Here is a 23,021-nt window from a genome sequence, read left to right as displayed (position 1 = left end):
GAGGAAATCCACCATGCTGAACGTCGTTCAGGCCTTTGACCGTGCACCGATCGCGGAAATAGAAACCGACGATGCCATGGCACTGGAGCGCAAACTGCAAGCCGCCGAGCGCGTGTTCAAGGATCGTGACGGCTGGCTCAAGCCGCATCAGCGCATTGCCATCCTGCGCAGGCTGGCCCTTCTGATGGAAGGTAAGCGCGACCAGCTCGCCATGCAGATCGCGCGCGAGGGTGGCAAGCCGCTACCTGACGCTATCGTCGAGACAACGCGCGCCATTGACGGCGTCCACAACGCCGCCGACGAACTGCGGAACTTCGCTGGCCGGGAGATCCCGATGGGCCTGTCGGCTGCTGCGGAGAATCGCTGGGCGTTTACCACCAAAGAGCCCGTCGGCATCGTGGCGGCGATCTCGGCGTTCAATCATCCGCTGAACCTGATCGTCCACCAGGTCGCGCCGGCCATCGCGGTCGGCTGCCCCGTCATCGTCAAACCCGCGGGCACGACCCCCCTCTCCTGCATCGAGTTCGTTGCGATGGCACATGAAGCCGGCCTACCCGAGCCCTGGTGCCAGAGCTTCGTACCGGAAGGCAATGAACTGGCCGAAAAGCTCGCGACCGACAAGCGGGTCGCGTTCCTGAGTTTCATCGGCTCGGCCAGGGTCGGTTGGTCGCTGCATGCCAAGCTCGCCCATGGGGCGCGCTCGGCGCTCGAGCATGGGGGTCTTGCGCCGGCCATCGTCGATCGCAGCGCCGACCTCGACAAGATCATCGAGCCGATCGTGAAGGGCGGGTTTTACCATGCAGGCCAGGTTTGCGTATCGACGCAGCGCATCTACGTCCACCATGACATTGCCGACGACTTCACGCACAGGCTTATCGCTCGAGTCGAAAGATTGCGTACCGGTAATCCCACGTTGAAGGAGACCGAGGTTGGCCCACTGATTCTGCCACGAGAGGCAGACCGGGTCGCGGAATGGATCGAGGAGGCGGTCAAGGGCGGCGCCAAGCTCGCTACCGGCGGAACACGCCTCTCTGAGACGACGCTGCAACCTGCGGTGCTGCTCGATCCCCCTGTCGACGCACGGGTATCCCTGCAAGAGATCTTCGGCCCGGTGGTCGCGGTCTACCGCTATAGCGATCTCGACGAGGCGATTGCGCGCGCCAACGCCCTGCCCACCGCCTTCCAGGCCAGCATCTTCGCCCAAGACATTGATATCGCCCTGCGCGCGGCCAACCGTCTGGATGCCTCGGCGGTGATGATCAACGACCCCACCGCCTTTCGCACCGACTGGATGCCTTTCGCTGGTCGCAAGGAATCCGGGTATGGCACCGGCGGCATTCCCTACACCATGCGCGACATGACTCAGGAAAAGATGATCCTGATGCGCAGGAGCTGAGATTTCCAGAAGCCAGGGAGCTAGCGGTTGGTCCAAGGTCGGAAGCCGCCTTTGCTTCGCCAGCGACAAGCTCTACTTCATGGCTTCCAATGGAATCAGCGCGAGCCAGAGAATCAGCAGCACCAGCCAAAGCCAGCGCCATCGTCCCATGCTGCGCCAGGCCAGTCTCCAAGGGCCGGGGTCAGGTCGACTCATGACGCCCCCGCTTGCGGGCCGAGCGCAGTGTGTCGGCCACTCGCAGGCCATACAGGTACACGCCCGTGAAGCTGAGCGCCGTGAGCGCAGCGCCGAACAGGAACCACAGCAGCCGCACCGGCCATCCACCGAATGAGCCAAAGTGCAGCGGATCGGCCATCTCGGCGATGCGCTGATGGACGCTCATCTCACGCCCATCCTGAAGCTCAAGCAGACGACCATCGCGCAGATCGAAGCCGGCGACATTGGCTCGATCACGTACGAGCCATGCCTGCGCTTGTCCGTCGATGAGGATGCCCTGGCCAGCCGCACTGGGTAGCACTCCTGCCACACTCAGCTCAGGCCAGCGCTTCGCCAACTCCGCGACGGCGCGGTCGATGGCCACAGGATCGGCAGGTGCCGCCTTCTCGCCCTTGCCGTCACCTGGCAGCGAGATCTTCGGTGGAGGCGTGGCCTTGCCGCCCAGTGATTCGACCAGATACCACCCGCCGGTAACCGCAATCAGCGCCACGAACCACAGGCTCCAGACACCGAGCAACCGATGGATGTCACCCCAAAGGCGGCGTGGCCGGTCGCCGCGTGGCCAACTGAAGAATCCACGCCACCAGCGCTTGTAGATGAAGAGGCTGCTGACAAGTGACAGCAGCAAGGGGATCGACAGCGCCGCCACCAGCGGTACGCCGTACCTGACGGGCAGCATGAGGTGGCGATGCGTGTTGCGCAGGAAACGGTGGACATTGAACCAATGGGTATCCCCCGTCACCTTGCCGGTGTACGGGTCGACCCAGACAAACCGCAGCCTTCCATCTGCCGTACGCACCTGGGCCTTGGCGGCGAAGCGCGATGCATGCGGTGCAGCCAGGCCCTGAAGCGACCAGTCAGGATGGGCTCGCTGCACCGCATCGACCATCTGCCCCCAACTGACGCGTTGCTCGCCGGGAGTCACGCGCATTTCCGCGTGCAGCAGCCAATCGATTTCCTGCGCAAACACCGCCAGAGTGCCGGTCAGGCAGATAAAGCCCATGAACAGGCACAGCTTGAGTCCGATCCAACTGTGCAGATCGAACCAACGGCGCCTTCCGCCCCCTCTGTGGGGCTGGGTCGGCACGGAAGAAGATGAGATCGCTGGCGGTGGCTGGCGCATGACAGTCAGAACGTATAGGCCGCCTGCAGGTAGAGCCGTCGCGGTTCACCGGGGAAATGACCGTTGCGTTCGATGAAACCGCTGACCGCATAGACCTTGTCGAACAGGTTCTTGATGTTGGCCTGGAACTTCCAGTCCCGCCATTGCGTCTGCCAGCTCAGGTCGAAAATCGTGTACGGCTTGACCCGCTGCCCCTCCAGGCTGATGCGCTCATCCGTGTAGTCCGCTCCGAAACCGATGGCGGATGCGATGGCCGGGATGTCATAGCGGGTCCACAGGCCCAGCTTGTTGCGCGGGGCGTTGGCGAAGCGATCGCCTGATGCATTGGTGATGCCGTTGCTGCCGGCATCGATCACGCGGGCATCGTTGTAGGCATATGCGATGTTGATGACCCAACGGTCGGTCACGTCTGACAGCAGGTCGACTTCCAAGCCTTCGCTGCGTACCAGGCCAAGTGCCGCCAGCTGGTTGGTGCCGTCCACGACTTCACCCGTGGCTTGCACGATGTTGCTGCGCTCGATCCGGTAGAGCGCGGTGTTGAGCGTGAGGCGGCCATCGGCCAGCAGCGTCTTCAAGCCCACTTCCCATTGCTTGCTCTGCTCGGCATCGAAAGGGCCCCCTGCCGCGGGGTTCTGGTTGCCGGTCGTTTGCGGCACGAAGCCGCTGGCCACGCTGGCATACGCATTCAGTCCATCACGCAGCACGAAGGTACTGCCCAGGCGCCAGCTGAGGTCGTGACCGTCCACGCGGGTTCCACCGATCAGATCCTCATCCTCAAAGCCGTCCCAGCGCAAGCCGGCCAGCAGATACCAGCGCGGTGTCAGGGTCAGCTCGTCCTGGATGTAACCGCCGTAGCGAATGCCGCGGGTGCTGGTGTCACGCCACGGAAGGGCGGCGAGGTTGTAATCGCGGTAGGAGGTGACCCCGTATACGGGATTGAACAGGTCGATGCCGGGCACGGGTCCTGCGTTGCGAACCAGGTCCGCGCTATTGGCTGTCTGTGCCGTGAAATCCGAATCCACGTGGTAGTAGTCGGCGCCGAACAGCAACTTGTGTTCCACAGTCCCGGTGCTGAAGCGCCAGACGGCATTGCCGTTCACTGCAATGGCGTCGTTGTCCCGGTACTGGTTGCGCAGCTGGCGCGTCATCCATTCCGCGGTGCCATCGCCGTCCCGGTCGATCAAGCCCATCGGCTCGTGGTAGATCTGATGCTCGCTGTTCTCGAACCATCGCGCAGCAAAGTCGACGTCCCATGCTTGCGCCGGCGAGAAACGATACTGCGCGAGCAGCACCTTGGCATTCATGTCGAGGAAGTCGGTGGCTTCGTTGTGATTCCAGCGACGGTTCGTGAGGAATTCGCCGTTGTCGTTCACTGGCACCCCGCGGAGCCGGTTGCCCCCCAGATTCTGGGTGATGTCGGTGTACTGCACCGTCAGTTCGCCGGTCTCGCCGATGTCCATGGCGATCGAGGCATCACCGATCACGCTCTGGCTGTCCGCATTCCAGCGAACGCCCTCCTCGCCATCGCCGTAGGCTCCCAGGCGATAACGCACCCTTCCGGACGGGGTGAGCGGACCGGTCGCCTCGACCGAACCGGCAACAAAATCCTCGTTGCCGAATTGGATTTCGGCCCGGCGCTGCACCTTGGCTTGCGGCTTGCGCGTAACGTAATTGATGACACCGCCGGCATCGCCGCCGCCATACAGCGCGCCGGCCGGACCTTTGAGTACTTCGACCCGTTCTATGTTGAACAATTGTGGGACGGAGAAGCCTGCATAGGGATCGCCACGCAGCCCGTCGTACAGCACGTTCTCCTGGCGGAATCCACGCAAGGTCACGCCGGCATAGCTGAAGAAGCTGATGCCGCTGATGCTCCGATAAAGGTCGGTGACCTGGCGTGCGGCCTGGTCATCGATCAGTTCGCGGGGCATGACCTGTACCGACTGCGGCACCAGAGCCAAGGGCGTATCCGTACGGGTACCGACCGCGGCATCGTCGGCCTTGTACAGAGTTTGGGCCCGACCCAAGACTTGGACCGCATCCAGTTCGGTTACATCAGGGTTGGCAGGTGCGGCGTCGGGGGAAGCCTGGGCATGAGCCTGAAAAATGGCCAAGGACAGGGCGGTGGCCAAGAGGCCACGCGTAAACCGTTGGGGGGACATGAGGACTTTCAATGCGAATGATTATCAAGAACATCAGTCTATCACCTGTTCTTGCCGGTCGCAGCTAGCGGGCAGCAGATCTCTCAGCTCCCTCGCCTCAAACTCATCCTCCCACGAGCCCACTTCACGGTGCAGGGCAAGATCCAAAGGGAGCGCACTGAAGGCCGCAAAGATTCGCAGTCCGGTGCATCCTTTGCCGTGTCGGAGGTCCTTGAAGTAGATTTCCACATGGCGAGGGGCAAGCTATGACCGTAATGACGATCACGGACAACGGACACCAACTGACTGTACAGACGATCGAGAAGATTGATCCGCTGGGAATGGTCTATTGGCAGGGCCGCGCAATGTTCCGCATTGCAGAGGGGCGTGCACGCGTCGACGTGGTCACCACTGAGCGCCACGCTAGCCGCGATAGGGCCGAAAGCGCTGCTATCGCACTAGCCCGCAGGAACGGATGGAGCATGAGCTAAATGGTTAAGACAGGCTAGATCTCGCCATGCTGACGTCCAGTTCGCAGCTGCAACTCACGGCCCCATTCGGCTCGCACCATAGAGATCCTATCCGTGCGACTACACCTTTGTATCGCGCGGCATCGCAAGACACCACTTCATCGAAGACCACATGCGTACGAACGGCGCGTGGCTCATGGATGAACACGTAGCCGAAACCATGCTGGCCAGCTACCCCGCTTGGGAGCAGCGCGCCTTCTAGAACGGGCCGTGCTGAAAGTGCTCGGATCTTAGGCCACAGCAAGGTGGCCATAAAACCCGAGAAGATATGTCGATACTGCCGCTACTACACCATCAGACTGAGATTCCGGCTTTCAGACATTAATGAATGCATGCCGAACATATGTGAATTAGTGATGCCAGCACTCATTTAGGCGCCGCGAGCCAGGCGAGCAGTTCTTCTAGCGGAGCGGGTCGTGCGATCAGGAAACCCTGGACACTGTCGACGCCATGCCGCTTCAGCCAGGCCAGCTCCTCCTCGGCTTCTACGCCCTCGGCCACGATGCCGAGGCCGAGGCCGCGCCCAAGTGCTATCAATGCCTGGCATATCGATGCGTTCCTCGCATCGCGGTGCACGTGACGGATGAAACTGCGATCGATCTTCAGACAATCCACCGGCAGGTCGCGCAGGTACGTCATGCTTGAAAAGCCGGTGCCGAAGTCATCGATTGAGATGAACACGCCATCGCGTTGCAATTCCTCCATCGCCGCCCGTGCCATATCCGGGCGGCGAAGCATGACACTCTCCGTCAACTCGACATGCAGGCTGCCGGGCGGAAGGCCGTAGCGCTCGTGGACACTCCGGAGGAGACGGGGAACGGTCCCGGACATGAATTGCACAGCGGAAACATTCACCGCGATGGCCATTCCCGGGAACCCCACCGCCGCCACCGCCTGATATGCCTGTGCCGCCTTGTCGATCACCCAATCGCCGATGGGCACGATGAGGCCCGATTCCTCGCTCAAGGGGATGAACCTGTCCGGTGCAACGTAGCCACTGGGGGTACGCCACCGCAACAGCGCTTCGACTGCAAAGACCGTACCGTCTTTCAGGCGCTGGATGGGCTGGAAGAAGAGCTCGAACTCATCACCCGGCAGCGCCCGTCGCAGGCGATCGATCATAGCGAGTCGTTGACTGGCGTCGTCCGCCATGCTGTCGGTGTAGTGCATCGTCCTGCTGTTCTCGGCGCGGGCCTGCAGTGCGGCAAGCGACGCATGTGCCACGACCTCTTCCGCCCCCTGATCGGGAGCTTGCCGGAAGGCGATTCCTATCCATGCTTCCATGCGCTGGCTTCCACTTCCCGACTCGACGGGCTCGGAGAATGCAGCCAACAGCTCGTCCACCAGTTCGTTCCAGTCGGCCGCATGGCGCGTCACGGCGACGAAGGCATCGGCAGGCACGTAGGCCAGCGGCCCGTGCCGACCCGCGACGGCGGCGAGACGTTGCGCGATGCTACGGATCATCTCGTCGCGCGTACGGTGCCCGAAGGTGGGCGAAACGAATGCGAGATCGCGCAATTGCACGTAGGCGACAGCGTAGATCCCGCTGTTTCCGGCCGGTTCCGGCGGGTCATCCAGCTGTTCGACGAACGTACGTAGATTGAGCAGGCCCGTGCCCTCGTCATGCGCAGCCCGCCATGCGAGATCCTTCTCGTGGGCCACCCGGTCGCTCACGTCCTCGGCGAGTACCAACCGCGCTGCACGCCCATTGAACATGATGCTGCTGCTGTGCACGCGGACATGCATGGGCGTTCCGTCGCGGCGGACATGACTCCATACAGGCGAGGCGTCGCGTGGTTCGGCACCGTCATTGACCGACGCGAGTACCGCCTCGACCTCTCCGGCCGGGCGGATCTGCAGGATAGTCATCCCCAGGAACTCTTCGCGCGAGTATCCGTAACGGGAAATGGCGGCAGCATTGACCGCCAGGAACCGGAGAGACTCGATATCGAATACCCAGAATGGCAGTGGATTCAGGTCGAACAACTCGCGGAACTGGATCTCCGCGCGCTTCAGCTCTTCCTGCCGCGCCATGCGCTCGGTGATGTCGACGATCGTGCCCGTCATGCGTGGCTTGTGGTCTTCACCCTCGATCAACGCGCCCTGCGCACTGATCCAACGGCACTGTCCATCCGGCATGACAATGCGGTACTCGGAGCGGAATGGCTGCCCGTTTGCCCGCGCCTGTTCGAATTCGCGTTCGACCCTCTGCCTGTCCAGTACATGCATGCGCTGGAAGAACTCCGCCAGCGGCAACATGCCCGCGACAGGGGCGAAACCGAACAGGCTGGCGGCATGCGCGGAAGCGCGGACGTGGTCATCGCCAAGTTCCATCGCCCATACACCTGCATGCGAAGCTTCTTGGGCCTTCGTGAGCCAGTCGGCATGCCGCCGTAGTTCATCGTGAACTCTACGGCGAGCAGCCTCGGACACCGACATCCTCCGCATCAGGTAAGACATCCCCAGCCAATAGAGCACCAACAGGCAGCCTGCGATGACCGCATAGCGCCACCAAGGCGCCATCGCGTCCTGTTTCGAAAGACCGACTGCCACAACGAAAGGATAGTCACTGGTCGAGGTGAAACTGGCGAAGCGCTCGATGCCATCCAGTCGACTCACCATATCCAGTTGCACCGTGGCGCCCGGCGTGAGGTTTGCAGGCAACGGCACCTGCCTGCCCACGTAGGCGCCACTAATGCCTTGGCGCGCTAGCACCACGCCATTCCAGTCCAGGATTCCTGCGCTGCCCCGCCTACCTATATCCAGACCCTCCAGCATGCGCTGCAGCTCCGACGTGCGCAGCCGTGCCACCAGCCAGTTGCCTTCGGGCGTGCGCAGCGCCAGGGGGATGATCGGCTCGCCATGGCCCTCCTGCTGCAGCCCCCCCACGCCCAGCCCCCCGCCATGCCCGGGAGTGTATGCAGGGTGAGCCGGGCGTTCATGCGCACCGACGCCATGATGGATCGCGCGCCACTCGGCGTCGTACAGATCGATGTCCTGAAGTTCGACATGTCGCGAGACTACCCCGCGGATTGCTGCCGGCAGGTCCCACCGGCTGCGCTCGGGATAGTCTTCTGCGTAGCCATCCGCTTCGACCGCCATGCCTCGCAACGCACGCTCGAGGTTGCGGAGCTCGTAATGGAGCAGGCGATCCACACCAATGGCCACGGCCGTGCTCTGGCGCCGCGCTGCTTCTACGCGTGCAAGCCTATCCTGCACGACCGTCAGAACCAGCCCAATGCTGATGAATAGGCCCAGGCAGGTGCCGATCCAGCGCACGGTGGATGGGGAGGCCGCGGTTACCCGAGTCAGCGCCGCTCTCATGGCGTCGTCACCCCTGCCATACTGGACATCCCTTCGACGCGCCGATCATGCACGCGCCGCGACAGCGGTTCCAGCGGACACGTCCATGGGTCGGCCGCACAGGTGCCTGCGGAATGGCAGTTGGGTGCCTACGCAGACACATTTGGGGCGGACTGCTGCGGACGCGATGCACGCACCATGGTCAGATGGAACCGATTGCGCCCCTGCTGCTTTGCTTTGTACAGCGCCTCGTCCGCCGTAGCCAGCAGGTCATCTTCCTCTACAGGCGATTGCGCGAATGCGATCCCGATACTCGTGGTGAGCATCAGCGAAATTCCTCCGAAGTACATGGGTGCATCGACCGATGCCAATATGCGTCTTGCGACCTCCTCGACGGCCGCTGCGGTGATGTTGCCATCGAGCAGGATCACGAACTCGTCCCCACCCAAACGGACCGCCAGGCCCTTCTCCTCGTTCGCCACCGCTTGCAGGCGATCCGCGAAGCAGCGGATCACGCCGTCTCCTGCCGCATGACCGTGCGTATCGTTCACCTCCTTGAAGTGATCCAGGTCGAGGAAGAACAGCGCGATGGCGCCACTGCCCCTGTCTAGGCGTGCAATGGCCAGTGCAAGCCGGCGTTCCAGCTGGCGTCGATTGGCCACTCCGGTCAGGGCATCCACCAGGCTCAGGCGCTCCAGTTCGAGTCGGCTCTTTTCCAAGGCCCGCTCAGCGGCTACTCGCTTGCTGATATCCCTCCCAGAGAGGATGAGGTCTACCGGCACCGAGGGATCATCGCCGGGAACGGATCGCATGACCACTTCCACCCATACATATTGGCCGTCGCGGTGCCGGATCCGGAAGCGATGCGTCTGCGGAAGGCCGGACGCAACCACTTCCTTCATTGCCCGCCGCTGTCCTTCGCGATCATCAGGATGCATGAGGTGCCAGCGGGACCCCAGCATTTCTTCAGGGGACCAACCCAGCATTTCTCTTGCGGAAGGCGACACATAGGTGCGCTCGCCCGATTGGTTCAGTCTCACCACGAGGTCGCCTGAGAAATCCGCCAGCAGTCGGTAGCGCTGCTCGCTGTCCCGCACGCGTGCGGTCAACCGATCGCGCTCCGCCATCGCCAGCACCACGGGGATGGTCAGGAGGCAGCCACCCGCCAGATAGAGCTGCAACAGTACGATGCCCACCGCGGGGTGCGAGGTAGAAATGCCGGCGAGGGGACCATGGCCGGTGGTGGTGAGCGCTATGCCGATTACCGCAAGCAGCGTCACGCCGATGGCGACACCAGAAAACCGGTGACGAAACGCACCCAGCAGCAAAGGCGGATACGTCAGAAAGAGCACTGGATACGGATGGGTGAACACTGCCAGTCCAACGCTTGCAATCAATCCCATACTGACTGCAAAGCGGGTGCGCCGGCCGCGTGGAGCCAATGCGCGCACGCCTTCGACGTGCAGCACGAGGGTGGCGGTACCCACGATGACCATGCCCAACACGTGCGCGCCGTACCAGGTGGCGAACGCGACGCCGAAGTCTGCCTTCATGACGTGGTGCGCCAGTGCGGCAACGAGGAGGCCCGAGACCGCGCAGGCGAGCAGTGTACTGACCGTCGCTACGCCACCCAAGTGTATCCAGTGGCGGGGGTCGCGGATGTTGGGAATCTCACGGCGGATGAAATATGCCACGCCAACCACTTCGATTCCCTGGCAGAGCGACAGGGCGATAGCCACGGAAAGTGCCGTTCCGGCCGCCCACTGGCCTGCGATATCGGCGATGCCGCCCACCACGCAATACGCTACCCATGAGGCGCTGGGCCGGAGCAACAGCCATGCACAGAGGATGCCTCCTGAAATCCAGACAGCAGACAGGTCCCCTGGGCGTCCGCCCCAGGTGTTGGACAACCAAGCGCCTGCCGCGACCAACACGGCAACCAGCGCGAGATCAGCCGGCGCGCTCCTCCGCTCCTGCATGGACACATCGCATCCTGTCAGCCTCATGCCACGCGGATAGTGGAATGGACAATGTAAGCACCGCGTGCACGGCTGTGAGTGCCGGCCTGTTCATGGATGCTGCCAGCGCACTGCAGGCGGCACGTGCTCGACGGTGCTTCGGAGAAGGCATGCAAGGCAACAGTAGAGCAAGGCACTGTTCGGGATACGTGGATCCTCGTCATTGATCGGGGCATGGCCCCAACTGGCACCTGTCATTGACCGATAGTGGCCACATGCGTGAACCGCCAGCGATCTGCAAAAGTCAGTTTGACGTAAGGACCATCCCCCTCCCCGTCCGGATGTTCGCGTCATCAATTCTTGCGCTGCTTCCCTTGCGCCTTGGGGACTATCGTGTCGATCAGGCGCATTGCGCCATCCAAGTCTTGTTTGACCTTCGTCCAAGCCTCCCAAGGATGTGCCTTCACGCGCTCCATGCGGCGACGCGCCGAGACCAGGTCATAGGCATCGCCTGCCTTCACCCGCCCCAGTTCGCTCCAGCGTAACGGCATCGCTACGGGCGCTCCCGGTCTGGCACGCAACGAGAACGACGCGACGCTGGTGGCACCGCGGCCGTTGCGCAGGTAGTCGATGAAGATGCGGCCCTTGCGGACTTTCTTGCTGGCCGTCGCAACGTATGCCAGCGGTTCCGATGCCGCCATCGATTCGGCGAAGGCATGCGCGAACGGCTTCACCTGCGTCCATGGGCACGCCGGTTTCAGCGGCACCACCACATGCAGGCCCTTACCGCCTGATGTCCGCACGAACGAATCCAGTCCCATCGCTTCCAGCCGCCCGCGCACCTGGCGCGCGGCTTCCACCACCTGCCGCCATGCGACATCCGGCCCGGGGTCCAGGTCGAAGACCATGTAGTCCGCCTTGTCGGGCGAGACCGCGGTGGCACCCCACGGATGGAATTCCAGCGCATTGAACTGGACCATCTCGAGCAATCCGGTTCCCTCTTCCACCACCAGGTAGTCCGCGCGCTCGCCGCTGTCTTCCTCGATGCTGACGGCGCCCACGTGCTCCATGCCGGCCGTGTGGTGCTTCTGGAAGAAGCACGGCCGGTCCGCGCCCTGGGGGCAACGCACCACCGACAGTGGCCGCCCCGCCAGCTCGGGCAGCAGCCAGGGCAGCATCGCCTGGTAGTAATCGAACACCTGCGCCTTGGTGATGCCACCTTCCGCGAACACCACACGACCAGGACTGCTCAAGGTCACCGCGGAAGCCGAGTGCTTCTTCTTTTTTTCAGTTGGTGAGGGCTGCGGCTTTTCCGTCGGGTTGCGCATTCCAGCCTCCTGCAGATCGTCTGCCGTCTTGTCCGCGCGGATCGCTTTGAGCGACGACTGCCGCAACAGCCCCTGGCTGCCCCAGCCATGGAAGAACACTTCCGCCACGTGGCGCGGCCGCACCCACCGGGCGTGGCGCAGCTCGGGATCATCCACCGCGACGTGCACCATGGGCTTTGCGCGCGCATCCCGGCCGAGTCTGGTCGGCAGGTCGGCCAGCAGCTGCGCATTGAAGCCGGTGCCCACGCGACCCACGTAGCGCCATCCATGGTCGGGATCCGGTGTGGCAAGCAACAGGGCGCCCAAGCCCGCGCGGCTTCCCTTGGGCGGGGTGAAGCCGACGATGGCGAACTCCTCCGCGTTGCGCTGCTTGATCTTGCGCCAGGCATCGCCACGCCCGCCGTGGTAGGACGCATCCGCGCGCTTGGAGATGATGCCTTCCAGGCCACGTTCGATGGCCATGGCCAGGGCCTGCTCGCCACGGCCGATGATGTGCGAGCTGTAGATCAGGTGCGGCGGCGGCTTCTTCAGGATTTCCGCCAGCAGCGCCTTGCGCTGATACTGGGGACTGCGCGAGAGATCCACACCGTCGATCTGCAGTACGTCGAACAGCAGATAGGACAGCACGGCATTGCGCTCGCCGGACAGCACGGCCTGCAGCAGGCCGAAGTCTTCCTGGCGCCCTGCCCCCGCCACCAGTTCGCCATCAAGCACGGCGTCCTGCAGCCCCAGCGCCTCCAGCGCGCCGACAATCTCCGGCACCTTCTTCGTCCACTCCAGTTCGTTGCGCGACCACAGGCGCACCTTGCCGCGGTTGATCTGCGCGATGAGGCGATAGCCATCCCATTTCGCCTCATGCAGCCACTCGTCGCCTGCGGGCACGGTGGCGCTCAGCTTGGCGAGCTGCGGCGAACGGAATGACGGCGGGTCGTTCGTCGCCCTGGCACCCTGCAGCTTGGCGGCGCGTGCGCCCCAGGGGTCGGAGCGTTTCGGCGACCCACGCGAAGACGAAGACGCCTTTGCTGTCTTTGCCACCTTTGCTGCTTTTCCCGTCTTGGGCCGCGCCGGCTTCGCCGGCGCGCGGGCGACATCCTCCAGCAGGTCGTCGGCCTCCTGTTTGCTGGCGTAGCGGTCACGCTCCTTGAAGAGGAGCCATTGCGGCGTGCGTGCAGGCTTCTGCGTCCGCACGAGATGCCAACCGCCTTTCAGCTTGTCGCCGAACATCTCGAAACGCAGATGGCCCTTGGCAAGCTGTTCCTCCGCATTTCCCTCGGTGGTCCAGAGACCCTTGTCGAATGTCGCCACATGACCGCCGCCATACTCGCCCTTCGGTATTTCGCCTTGGAAATCGGCATAGTCGACGGGGTGGTCTTCCACTTCCGCCGCCAGGCGCTTGACCGCCGGATCCAGACTGGGGCCCTTGGGGACCGCCCAGCTCTTCAGCGTGTCCCCAACCTGCAGCCGGAAATCGTAATGACGATGGCTGGCGTGATGCAGCTGCACGACGAAGATGGGGCGGCGCCCGCGCGGCAAGCGGCTGCCCGGCGCAGGCTCGGGCGTGCTGTCAAAACGGCGCTTGCGCCGATACTCCACCAGGCTCATCACCGCCTCCTTCAACGCCCCCTTTATGCGACGCGGGTCGTCAACGCGATGTGCATGCGCGTGCCTGTGCCGTCTTCCTGCTCAGGGAGGCAGCAGGCTGCTGCGCCGGTGCCAATCGCGCAACGCAGCGGAAACGACACCGGAGAACTCGACCTCCAGCGCACGACAAGCATCAAGGCTGTCGCGGACGGCCGCCAATGGCGTGTGCTCCACCTGCCAGGGCCAGAATTCGATCGCGCCCCATGTTGCCACCGCCGCCTGCTCCATCGTCGCCAGTCGCCACCGCTCGGCGAACAGACGCTCCCGGGCCCAAGTCCGCAGGCTCGCATGCACGGTGAACCCTCGGCGGATGAAGTCGTCTCGCGCCGCTTCCAGCGCGGCCTGCGCCCCGCGCAGCCATTCGGTATGGCCTGCCGCTCGACGTGGCACGAGCAGCGGCGGGGGTGCGGCGTGCGCATGCAGGTGCCGGTGCAATCGGGTTTCCCATTGTCGCGCCTCGCGTACGGCGTCCGCTCGCACCAGCCAGCCACGCTCCAGGTCGAAGAACTCAAAGTAGCGGGGTGCGAAGGCGGACAGCCGAGCGAACGGCTCCTTCGAGATGCCGAGCTTGGCGTAGTCCTCGTAGGCGCACGGGAACACGTAGAGGAACGCGCCGCCCGACGCCCCCGTGCCCACGCCATCCAATGGGACGATCGTCCGTCCAGCCATGATGCGACGTCAGCGGCGGATGAGGATGCCGACCAGCTTTCCGCCGTGGTCCACCACGGGAAGCCGGTTCGATGCCAGCATCGCCATTCGCGAGAGAACGTCATCAACGTCTTCGTCGTCGATGCAGTAGATCGCCCTGGATGTCATGACGTCACGGACGCAGGTGGATGCACTCCGACCCTCAGCGACGACATTCAGGGCGATGTCTCGATCACTTACCACACCGGCCAGCTGACCTTCGTCGACTACGGGCAGACTGGCGATGTCATTTTCGGCCATCAGGGTGGCGGCCTGCTGCGCGGTGTCATCCAGGGATACCACGCAGGCATCCGGGTTCATGACATCACGCACCTTCATGCGAACCGTCCTTCGTTTCCTTGGCCATGATCTTTTCGCATCCGTCCATTCGTCGGGACAATCCACGCAACGCCAGCGGTGATGGAGACGAGAACCGGCAACGGCTAGTCGATGACCTGGCGTTCCCGGCCATCGTTGCCGGGGCAAAGCGCACGGATTCCGCACCTGTGGGCATCACTACTGCCTACTTCGCCGCCGCGCGCTTCGTCGTCCGCTTGGCGGGAGCCTTCTTCTTTGTAGCCTTGCTTGTCGGCGTCTTGCGTGCGGCGGTCTTCTTCGCGGGCGTCCTGCTCTTGCTGTCCAGGCTCTTCTGCAACAGTGCCATGAAGTCCACGACATTGGTTGCCGCGTCGTCATGCTCGACGGGAGCATCGATGAATTTCGTGGTCGCGCCCTTCGCCTTGATGCGCTTCTTGATGATCGCCTCAAGACGCTTACGGAACTCGTCATGGTAGGAATCCGGCGCCCAGGTCGCCTCCATAGACTGGATGAGACTCTTCGCCATTTCCACTTCTTTGGCCGCAATGCGGTAGTCGGCGGCCTTGCCCGAGGGCAGCTTGTACTCTTCCGGATCCACCAGCTCCTGCGGGTAGCGGAGCATCATGAGCACCAGCGCGTCGCCTTCGGGGATGACCGCACACAGGTATTCGCGCGTGCGGATGACCACGCGGGCCACGCCGATCTTCTTCGTGCTCTTCAGGGTTTCCCGCAACAGCACGTAACCCTTCTCTGCCTTCTTGCCGGGAACGAGGATGTAGGGCTTTTCGTAGAAGCGGATGCCAATGCTGTCGGCATCGACGAAGGCTTCCACGTCCACGGACTCGTGCGTCTCCGGGGCCGCAGACTGGATGTCTTCCTTCTCGACAACCACGTAACTGCCCTTGTCGTATTCGAAGGCCTTGACGATGTCCTTCCAGGGCACCTCCTCGCCGGTCTCCGCGTTCACCCGCTCGAACCGGATGGGCTTCCTGTCGCGCGAGTCCAGCATGCGGAAGCTGATGTCCACCTTCCGTTCGCCCGACATCAGCGACACCGGAATGTTCAGCAGGCCAAAAGACAGGGTTCCGGTCCAGATGGGACGTGGCATGGCAACACCTTGGGCGCTACGGCTGAGGCCCTGATCTTCATGCGTGCGTAGGCAAGACCATGTGAAGCGGGACGGTGCGGCTGTCCGCGCGCTCCGGCCAGATGCTCGGCAGCCTCAGTTCCCCCATCTTCCGGGGGTCTGTGTACGACGAAAACGCCAGCAGGGCGCTGACGCCGCAGCCCACCATCCCGAAAGACTCACTGGTCGGGTCGTGCAGCCATTCGCAGACACGCGACGCCACCCAGGTTTTCCCCCGACCTTTGTCCGGCCTGCGCAGAACCCCCTACCTGACCCGCGAAGTGAATGAAATGCTTGCCTCGCCCATCGTAATGGCGACGGCGCTACCGTGGCCCGGCCTCTTCCCGCTTGCGCGCATGGTGATCGCTCAGCAGTGAGCTGATAACGATCCCGCAGCCCAGCATTACGCCGACCAGGAACAATGCCAACGCCACTACGGGATATCCCCACACCGTGTGCGGGGTCGAAACACGCATCATCAGCGACGAGGCCATGATGAGTGCTGCGGTAATTACCCCGATCGAAATGCGGTTCGCGATCTTCTGCAGGTTCTCCATCAACCGCGACTCTTCCAATCCGGTGACGCGCATCTGCAAGCGGTTCTCAGCGACGAGCGACAGAATATCGGATACTTTGCGCGGTCCGTCGCGCATCAGCGCCTGCACCTCCATCATCTCGCTGGCCAGATTGGGCGAGGACAGCGACTTGCGCAGGCGCGCACGCATCACGTGCTGCAACTGATCTTCCACCAGCCGCTGTGTGTCCAGCCCGGGGGCCAATGCATGGCACACGGTATCCAGATTCAAGAGCGTCTTGCCCAGCAAGCTCAGTTCCGGCGCCGTACGCAGACCGCACTGCGTCGCGATGCGGACCAGTTCCAGGACGACACGGCCCTCCGACATCGAGGCCTGGTGCGCGCTGTACCGCGAGATCAACTGCCCTACCTCGCGCAGGTAGCGCGGTTCGTCGTAGTCATCAAGGCGGACTCCCAGCGAGATACTCTCTTCGGCGACCTGCTCGCCCCTGCCGTCCACGGCGGCGAATAGCAGCTTCAACAAGCGGTCGCGCTGACGCGGAGGGACATTGGCCACCATGCCCAGGTCGAAGATCGCCAAGCGTCCGTCATCGGTGACGCGCAGGTTGCCGGGATGGGGATCGGCATGGATCTCGCCATGCACGAAGATCTGGTCCAGATAGCCGCGCAGCAGCTCCTCTGCCAAGGGTGTCATCGACTCCTCAGTGCGGCGCAAACCGGTGATCTGGTCGACCCGCGTGCCCTGGGCCAGCTCCATGGTCAACACACGCTTGCTCGTGTAGTCCCAGATCGGCGCGGGTACCCACAGCCGTTTGAATGGCAGCAGGTGCTGGCGGAACCGCTCGAGGTTCTCCGCCTCGGCAATGTAGTCCAGTTCCGCCATCAGCGAACGTGAGAATTCCGCCAACCACTCGGAGAAGCGCACGTGCCTGCCCAGCTCGGTCATGCGATCCGCGGCGTCGGTGACGCCCCGCAGCAGTTCCAGGTCACTAAGCAGTTGCTGCGCCACGCCCGGCCGCTGGACCTTGACCGCGACCTCGCTTCCATCGCGCAAGGTCGCGCGGTGCACCTGCGCTAGCGACGCGCATCCCAACGGTGTTTCATCGAAGGCTTCGAAAGCCTTGCTGATCCGCACACCCAGCGCATCCTCGACTTGTTCACGCACCAGATCGTAAGGAATCGGCGCGACGTTTTCCTGCATCCTCTCCAGGGCGGCGGCGTACGCAGATGGCACGAAGTCGGGGCGCGTGGAGAGCATCTGGCCAAGCTTCACGAAGGTCGGACCCATCGCCTCCAGCTCGTCGGCGAAACGTTCCGGGCTGCCTTCCTCGGCTACGTCCTCCTGTTCGAGGTCCGCGTCCAGTGCCAGTCCGTTGAAGACCCCGGATTTCCGGTAGCGGAACAGGAACTGCAGAATGGTGGCGCGCCTTGCCAGCCGGCCGGTCTGCGGAGTCGATTCTGTCTCACTGCTCATGCCGAACCTCAATGTTGCTGTTCCGGATTGTTATGACCGAGGTAGTGAGCTTGTCGTGAACGAACACGCGGCATGATCACGTTGCGATAACCGCTGGGGCATGCTCAATGCGTATACGCCCATTCCGGGCTCTAATGAATGCAGGCACCCATATGAATCGGACCCGCACGCATCGCGATAACGCTCACAGCGACAGCGCCAAGGCGGACACGCCCGACAAGCACAGGAACGAGAAAGCACGCTGGAAGGACCACGATCAACTCCAGGATCGGGACAGCCCAAAACCCGATCCGGAACAAGACTACCCGGGGGCACACGACGCAGTACCGCGCTGAGTGCGGCCTCAGGTTTCGGCGGGCTTCGTGTCACGCACCCTACCCGCCTTCACGGAGCAAATATGCCTCTCGCGCATTCTTTAAAGCATCTCTTGTTTCCTCTGGATCATTCATGACGCGCATTCCCCGCTGTCTGTCGCTTCCGCTGGTCATTGCTCTATTGAGCACGATGACCGCCTACGCTGCGGAAAGTCCACTCGCCGTGGCAGCCAATGAACTCGACACCACCGTAGGTGCCGCAGGTCAGCTGCGTGCCCAGGTGCTGCTGGATCGCGCTCACTTTTCGCCAGGCGAAATCGATGGGTTTGCCGGCTCCAACCAGCGGCGCGCCGTTCGTGGCTACCAACAGGCCAAGGCGCTTCCAGTGACCGGCGACTTGGACGCTGGCACTTGGGCCGCACTCAATGCGGACATGGCCCCCGTGCTGGTGGCGTACGCCCTTACGGTCGAAGACGTGGGCCAGAACTACGCCTCGCTGCCCCAAGACATGATGGAGCAAGGCAAGCTGAAATCTCTTGGCTTCGAATCCATCGAAGAAGCACTGGGTGAACGTTTCCACGCCAGCCCGGCCCTACTCCGCAAGCTCAATCCCACGGCAGACTTCAGCAAGGCCGGCACGCAGCTTCAAGTGCCCAACGTCGTGGGGGTCGCAGCTCCGGCGAAGGCAACCAAGGTGGTGGTGGACAAGTCCGACTCGACCCTTACCCTGGTTGATGCCGCAGGAAACCCCTTCGCGCAGTACCCCGTGTCTTCGGGCAGCCAGCACGATCCGCTGCCCCTAGGCGAGTGGAAGATCGTGGCCACCGCGGTCAATCCAACCTTCCACTATAATCCCGCCCTGTTCTGGGATGCGGACCCCACACATGCCAGAGCCACATTGGCTGCCGGACCGAACAATCCGGTCGGCACGCGCTGGATCGACCTATCCAAGCCACACTACGGCCTGCATGGCACAGCGGAGCCTGCCAGCATCGGCAAGACCCAGTCACATGGCTGCGTTCGTCTCACCAACTGGGATGTCGAACGCGTCGCGGCGGCGATCGGGCCCGACGTCGTTGTCGTCATGCAGGAGTGAGGCATGAGATACCTGCTGGCGCTGATCGCGGCGGTGATCCTGGGTGTGGCGCTCTACCGCGGCATTGACATCTCGCGCACCCCCGATAGAGAAATGACGGCAGCATCGCAAGCTCTCACGGTACCGCCTGCCAATGCCTCGTCGGCGGTCAACGCGACGCCGTTGGAAGCCACGCATCCCGTCGTCCCCGAGATGCTGCCTCCCCCTGCCTTGCCGATCTCCAACGCGCCGTTCTCCCTGCGCGAGAAGACGTCACCTGGATTGCTCATCCCCGTGCAAGGCAAAGTTGCTTCCGACCTGGCCGACACTTTCACCGATGCGCGCAGCGAGGGCCGTTTGCACGATGCCATCGACATCATGGCGAGCGCGGGCACCCCCGTACTCGCCGTCTCGGACGGGCATGTGGAAAAGCTGTTCTACAGCGAACGCGGCGGCTTGACGATCTATCAGTTTGATCCCCAGAGAAAGTACGCCTACTACTACGCCCATTTGCAGGGGTACGTGGCCGGTCTTGCAGAAAAACAGCCGCTCAAGCGTGGACAGATGATCGGATATGTTGGTAGCACCGGCAATGCGAGCCCGGACGCTCCGCACCTGCACTTCGCCATCTTCGTGCTGGGGGCAGAGCGTCGCTGGTGGGAAGGAACCGCCATCAATCCCTATCCACTGCTTGCCTCGTCGGGTGGGTGACCGCAATAGGAACAGACGGCATCCTGCGGCGAGATTGTCCGACTTCCTTTGCACGGGAAGAATCCGTGTAAGAGAAAGCCCCCGTTGTACGGGGGCTTCGATCACTCATCTTATTCGCCCGGTTCCCTGTCCTTGCGACTGGGTGCCTTATGCGGTTCGTTCGGATTCTGCCCGGGTTGCAGTTGGCGATTGCCCTGTTGTTCGCGTGGAGTAGTCATGGGAAATCATCCGTGGCGGCTGCCACTTTCAGTGGAGTGCACTCCATAGCATGAAGTGCCTGTGTCCGCGACTGATCCATCGTCGCGTCGGATTTTCACCGAGGGAGCTCAGCGGCCGTCCCGATCGAAATCGCCCGGAAGCTTGCGCTCGATATAGTGCCAACCGTCCTTGACGGCACCTTTCGCCTGTGGCCAGTCCAGGCGCGAGCTATCGCGGGTGGCTGCCCATTTACGTTCGAGCTCGCCTTCGACATCTTCGAACTTCTGGCCGCTGTATTCGCCATACGTGTCGTAACCGTACTTGTAGGCTGGACGGTAGTCATCCCACTCTCGACCCTCCGTATAGTACGGCGTCTGGCGATACTGGCCTTCGAAGTTGGCGATGTACTCGGTCGGATTCACCAACTCTGCGAGCGAATCGCCTGCCTTCGCTCCCAGCACACCGCCCGCCACTGCGCCAACGACCGTACCGACGGGGCCTCCGACGGCGGTGCCCGCCACGGCGCCCGCGATCGCACCGCCGACGGCGCCGGTACCCGCACCAATGTTGTGGTCTTTCTTGATGTCGCTCATTGCATGTCACTCCAGCGTAATGAACCGATTGGGGAAACTGAAGCCTTTGGCATCAGTGGAGTGACAGTGAACGCAACTGCTATGCGTGCACGTGAAAATAAGCCAATTTTCTGCTCACGAGCGCGCAACGTTTACCACGGATTCCCAAAGATCAAGCTCGCGCTCACCATCGTGCATTGACTCGTTTCCGGCTTTCGTTTCCGGAGTCATCTTCCTCACGGTCTGCACACGGCGACGGGAGCAACGTGGGATTGTCTTTCGGAAGTCCAGACATGGTTATGAAGAACTCTAGACCCACACAACACCAGCCCAATGTATTCGAGAAACCGCGACGGCCCACCGCGCCTACCGTGCAAGGAGAGAACCCGGGCAAGCGGACGAATGAAGAGCGCAATGATCCCGAGTCGGAGCACGGCGCCACCGGTGGGCAACCCCGCCGCCGGACGGCTCAGGCACATGCAGGTCCATGAGGCTGCATAACATGGTCGTTGAAGCGCGATTCTGGACGCGGGTGATGGTTGTTGATCGCCAAGGCGTACTCTGAAAGTCACCTCATAGGGCTCATGGATCATCGTTACGATGGATCTGTGGGATGTATGCACGGGCGTCGCCAAAGATTTCACGCCGCTCCCGGTACGCTGAGCCTCCCATCCAGCATCAGGGAAGCGCAGTGCCGAAGCTCCAGCACACGGATTGGCCCGCCCGCCTCTGGGTGATCCGCCACGGGCAGAGTGCCGGCAACGTCGCGCGCGATGCGGCCGAACTCGCCGGCGCCACGTTGATCGATCTCGCCCACCGCGATGCCGACACACCGCTTTCCGAACTGGGTGAACAGCAGTCGCAGGCGCTGGCCGCATGGTTCGACGCGCTGCCGGCTGACGAGCGCCCCACCCACCTGATGAGTTCGCCCTTCGTGCGGTCGTACCAGACGTGTGCGGCGATCGCGACGCGCCTGCGCATCGATGCCGATGAGATCTCGCTGGATGAGCGTCTGCGCGAGAAGGAGTTCGGCATCCTGGACCGCTATACCAGCCAGGGTATCCGGGCGACCTTTCCCGAGCTGGCCGAGCAACGCGCACTGGTAGGCAAGTTCTATTTCCGCCCCCCTGGTGGTGAGAGCTGGTGCGACGTGATCCTGCGCCTGCGCAGCGTGGTGGAAGTGCTCAGGCGCGACCACGTCGGCGACCGTGTCGTGATCGTGGCGCACCAGGTCATCGTCAACTGCTTCCGCTACCTGCTCGAATGCATGGACGAGAAGGCCATCCTGGAGATCGACAGGCTGGCGGATGTTCCCAACTGCTCGATCACCGAATACGGCTTCGTGCAGGGACACGAAGGCGAGCGCTTCGCCCTGCGGCGGGCAAACTACGTGCCTCCGGAACTGGAAGACCACGCCACCGTCACGGTCGCGGCAGATGCACCCGCAGGCCCGAAATGAAGCGTGTCCACGCACCGGTGCCCGTCAATGCCAGGCTGCTGCGTGCCTGGCCACTTCCCGCGCCTGACGCCATCCGCAGCAAGGAAGATCGTGGCCGCGTGCTGGTGGTTGCCGGCTCGCCGGACGTACCGGGTGCCGCGCTGCTGGCCGGCGAAGCGGCATTGCGTGCCGGCGCGGGCAAGCTGCAGATCGGCACACCGGCCAGCGTGGCAGCGGGCCTTGCACTTGCCGTTCCGGAGGCCAAGGTAACGCCGCTGTCCACGACGCGCAGCGGCGGTTGCCGTTCGTCGCCGGCGCTCGAGCAGGCATGCGCCGGCGCCGACGCGCTCCTGATCGGCGCCGGCATGGACGACACGCCGACCCTGCGCAACCTTGTCGCCCGGTTGTCCCGGCATGCCGCGGGCGTGGTGGTCGCCGATGCAGGTGCCATCGCCGCATTTCAGCACGTGCATGGATTCCGGTCTGCCCCGGTCATCACGCCGCACGCCGGCGAGATGGCGTCCTTGCTGGACACGCCGATCGAAGACGTGCACGCGCGGCCTGCGGAACTGGCACGGGAATTCGCGGCGCATGCGCGGGTGATCGTCGTGCTGAAGGCGCCGGAGACGCTGATCGCCGCTCCGGATGGACGCCTGTGGCGGCACACCGGGGGCGGACCCGGACTGGGAACATCGGGTTCGGGTGACGTCCTCGCCGGCATCATCACCGGGCTGGCCGCCCGGGGCGCGAGCGCGGAACAGGCCGCCGTCTGGGGGGTGTACCTGCATGGCCGTGCCGGGGAGGCGCTTGCCAGAGCACAGGGCAGCCTTGGTTTCCTGGCGCGCGAACTGCCAGCGCAGGTGCCGCGTCTGCTGGAAGCATTCGGTCCGTCGCCATCGAAAGCGGCACGGAGCGGCAAGCCACGCCGCACGCTGGC

14 protein-coding genes and 1 pseudogene are annotated in these 23,021 nt (G+C 63.3%); 5 read left to right on the top strand and 10 right to left on the bottom strand.

Features of this window, described 5'->3' with window-relative positions; all coding sequences use genetic code 11:
- The first annotated feature begins 13 nt into the window (after positions 1 to 13).
- Positions 14 to 1,396, top strand: coding sequence for an aldehyde dehydrogenase family protein (locus ACIPRS_RS15170; protein ID WP_446539144.1), 1,383 nt, complete (start codon positions 14 to 16; stop codon positions 1,394 to 1,396).
- 181 nt (positions 1,397 to 1,577) lie between these two features.
- Here the strand turns inward: ACIPRS_RS15170 and ACIPRS_RS15165 are convergent, their stop codons facing one another.
- From ACIPRS_RS15165 to ACIPRS_RS15125, 9 genes are all read right to left on the bottom strand, one after another.
- Positions 1,578 to 2,735 carry a PepSY-associated TM helix domain-containing protein gene (locus ACIPRS_RS15165; protein ID WP_446539143.1) on the bottom strand — a complete coding sequence of 386 codons (1,158 nt, stop codon included), beginning with the start codon at positions 2,733 to 2,735 and terminating at the stop codon, positions 1,578 to 1,580.
- A gap of 5 nt (positions 2,736 to 2,740) precedes the next feature.
- Positions 2,741 to 4,897: a TonB-dependent siderophore receptor gene (locus ACIPRS_RS15160; RefSeq protein ID WP_446539142.1), complete on the bottom strand. Its 2,157-nt coding sequence runs from the start codon at positions 4,895 to 4,897 to the stop codon at positions 2,741 to 2,743.
- 875 nt (positions 4,898 to 5,772) lie between these two features.
- Positions 5,773 to 8,730, bottom strand: a complete 2,958-nt coding sequence (locus tag ACIPRS_RS15155) for a bifunctional diguanylate cyclase/phosphodiesterase (protein ID WP_446539141.1) — start codon at positions 8,728 to 8,730, stop codon at positions 5,773 to 5,775.
- A 128-nt stretch (positions 8,731 to 8,858) separates the two neighbouring features.
- The gene (locus ACIPRS_RS15150) at positions 8,859 to 10,688 is read right to left on the bottom strand and encodes a diguanylate cyclase domain-containing protein (protein WP_446539283.1); all 1,830 of its coding nucleotides are present in this window, start codon (positions 10,686 to 10,688) and stop codon (positions 8,859 to 8,861) included.
- Between the two features lie 332 nt (positions 10,689 to 11,020).
- Positions 11,021 to 13,597, bottom strand: a complete 2,577-nt coding sequence (gene ligD, locus ACIPRS_RS15145; protein ID WP_446539140.1) for a DNA ligase D — start codon at positions 13,595 to 13,597, stop codon at positions 11,021 to 11,023.
- A gap of 81 nt (positions 13,598 to 13,678) precedes the next feature.
- Positions 13,679 to 14,305 (bottom strand): GIY-YIG nuclease family protein, encoded by a 627-nt coding sequence (locus tag ACIPRS_RS15140; RefSeq protein ID WP_337731974.1) that lies wholly within the window; start codon positions 14,303 to 14,305, stop codon positions 13,679 to 13,681.
- A 9-nt stretch (positions 14,306 to 14,314) separates the two neighbouring features.
- Complete coding sequence (locus tag ACIPRS_RS15135) at positions 14,315 to 14,662, bottom strand: CBS domain-containing protein (protein WP_337731975.1); 348 nt, start codon at positions 14,660 to 14,662, stop codon at positions 14,315 to 14,317.
- Between the two features lie 184 nt (positions 14,663 to 14,846).
- Positions 14,847 to 15,749, bottom strand: a complete 903-nt coding sequence (ku, locus tag ACIPRS_RS15130) for a non-homologous end joining protein Ku (RefSeq protein ID WP_298123681.1) — start codon at positions 15,747 to 15,749, stop codon at positions 14,847 to 14,849.
- Positions 15,750 to 16,090: 341 nt separating this feature from the next.
- Complete coding sequence (locus ACIPRS_RS15125) at positions 16,091 to 17,776, bottom strand: ABC1 kinase family protein (RefSeq protein WP_446539139.1); 1,686 nt, start codon at positions 17,774 to 17,776, stop codon at positions 16,091 to 16,093.
- 504 nt (positions 17,777 to 18,280) lie between these two features.
- Between ACIPRS_RS15125 and ACIPRS_RS15120 the strand changes: the two genes are divergently transcribed.
- Together ACIPRS_RS15120 and ACIPRS_RS15115 are read left to right on the top strand one after the other, a co-directional pair.
- Complete coding sequence (locus ACIPRS_RS15120; protein ID WP_446539282.1) at positions 18,281 to 19,186, top strand: L,D-transpeptidase family protein; 906 nt, start codon at positions 18,281 to 18,283, stop codon at positions 19,184 to 19,186.
- 3 nt (positions 19,187 to 19,189) lie between these two features.
- Positions 19,190 to 19,876: a M23 family metallopeptidase gene (locus ACIPRS_RS15115; RefSeq protein ID WP_446539138.1), complete on the top strand. Its 687-nt coding sequence runs from the start codon at positions 19,190 to 19,192 to the stop codon at positions 19,874 to 19,876.
- A 326-nt stretch (positions 19,877 to 20,202) separates the two neighbouring features.
- Here the strand turns inward: ACIPRS_RS15115 and ACIPRS_RS15110 are convergent, their stop codons facing one another.
- A complete protein-coding gene (locus ACIPRS_RS15110; RefSeq protein ID WP_337731979.1) occupies positions 20,203 to 20,667 on the bottom strand; it encodes a hypothetical protein in 465 nt (154 codons plus the stop codon).
- Positions 20,668 to 21,337: 670 nt separating this feature from the next.
- On the opposite strand from ACIPRS_RS15110, the gene ACIPRS_RS15105 reads away from it, so the two are divergent.
- Positions 21,338 to 22,105 (top strand): histidine phosphatase family protein, encoded by a 768-nt coding sequence (locus tag ACIPRS_RS15105; protein ID WP_337731980.1) that lies wholly within the window; start codon positions 21,338 to 21,340, stop codon positions 22,103 to 22,105.
- Positions 22,102 to 22,962, top strand: a pseudogene (locus ACIPRS_RS15100) (NAD(P)H-hydrate dehydratase); the annotation flags it as partial. The gene ACIPRS_RS15105 and the pseudogene ACIPRS_RS15100, both read left to right, overlap by 4 nt.
- Between the last annotated feature and the right edge of the window lie 59 nt (positions 22,963 to 23,021).

The sequence above is a fragment of the Pseudoxanthomonas sp. LARHCG66 genome (assembly GCF_052871755.1).
Note: the sequence above shows the minus strand (reverse complement) of the source record. Positions and strands in the feature narration are given on the sequence as shown.

Excerpts from the sequence above, each read along its gene's own strand:
- ACIPRS_RS15165 (WP_446539143.1), bottom strand. The coding sequence starts at position 2,735 with ATGCGCCAGCCACCGCCAGCGATCTCATCTTCTTCCGTGCCGACCCAG.
- ACIPRS_RS15110 (WP_337731979.1), bottom strand. The coding sequence starts at position 20,667 with ATGAGCGACATCAAGAAAGACCACAACATTGGTGCGGGTACCGGCGCC.
- ku (WP_298123681.1), bottom strand. The coding sequence starts at position 15,749 with ATGCCACGTCCCATCTGGACCGGAACCCTGTCTTTTGGCCTGCTGAAC.
- ACIPRS_RS15155 (WP_446539141.1), bottom strand. The coding sequence starts at position 8,730 with ATGAGAGCGGCGCTGACTCGGGTAACCGCGGCCTCCCCATCCACCGTG.
- ACIPRS_RS15150 (WP_446539283.1), bottom strand. The coding sequence starts at position 10,688 with ATGCAGGAGCGGAGGAGCGCGCCGGCTGATCTCGCGCTGGTTGCCGTG.
- ACIPRS_RS15125 (WP_446539139.1), bottom strand. The coding sequence starts at position 17,776 with ATGAGCAGTGAGACAGAATCGACTCCGCAGACCGGCCGGCTGGCAAGG.
- ACIPRS_RS15135 (WP_337731975.1), bottom strand. The coding sequence starts at position 14,662 with ATGAAGGTGCGTGATGTCATGAACCCGGATGCCTGCGTGGTATCCCTG.
- ACIPRS_RS15160 (WP_446539142.1), bottom strand. The coding sequence starts at position 4,897 with ATGTCCCCCCAACGGTTTACGCGTGGCCTCTTGGCCACCGCCCTGTCC.
- ACIPRS_RS15115 (WP_446539138.1), top strand. The coding sequence starts at position 19,190 with ATGAGATACCTGCTGGCGCTGATCGCGGCGGTGATCCTGGGTGTGGCG.
- ACIPRS_RS15140 (WP_337731974.1), bottom strand. The coding sequence starts at position 14,305 with ATGGCTGGACGGACGATCGTCCCATTGGATGGCGTGGGCACGGGGGCG.
- ACIPRS_RS15120 (WP_446539282.1), top strand. The coding sequence starts at position 18,281 with ATGACCGCCTACGCTGCGGAAAGTCCACTCGCCGTGGCAGCCAATGAA.
- ligD (WP_446539140.1), bottom strand. The coding sequence starts at position 13,597 with ATGAGCCTGGTGGAGTATCGGCGCAAGCGCCGTTTTGACAGCACGCCC.
- ACIPRS_RS15170 (WP_446539144.1), top strand. The coding sequence starts at position 14 with ATGCTGAACGTCGTTCAGGCCTTTGACCGTGCACCGATCGCGGAAATA.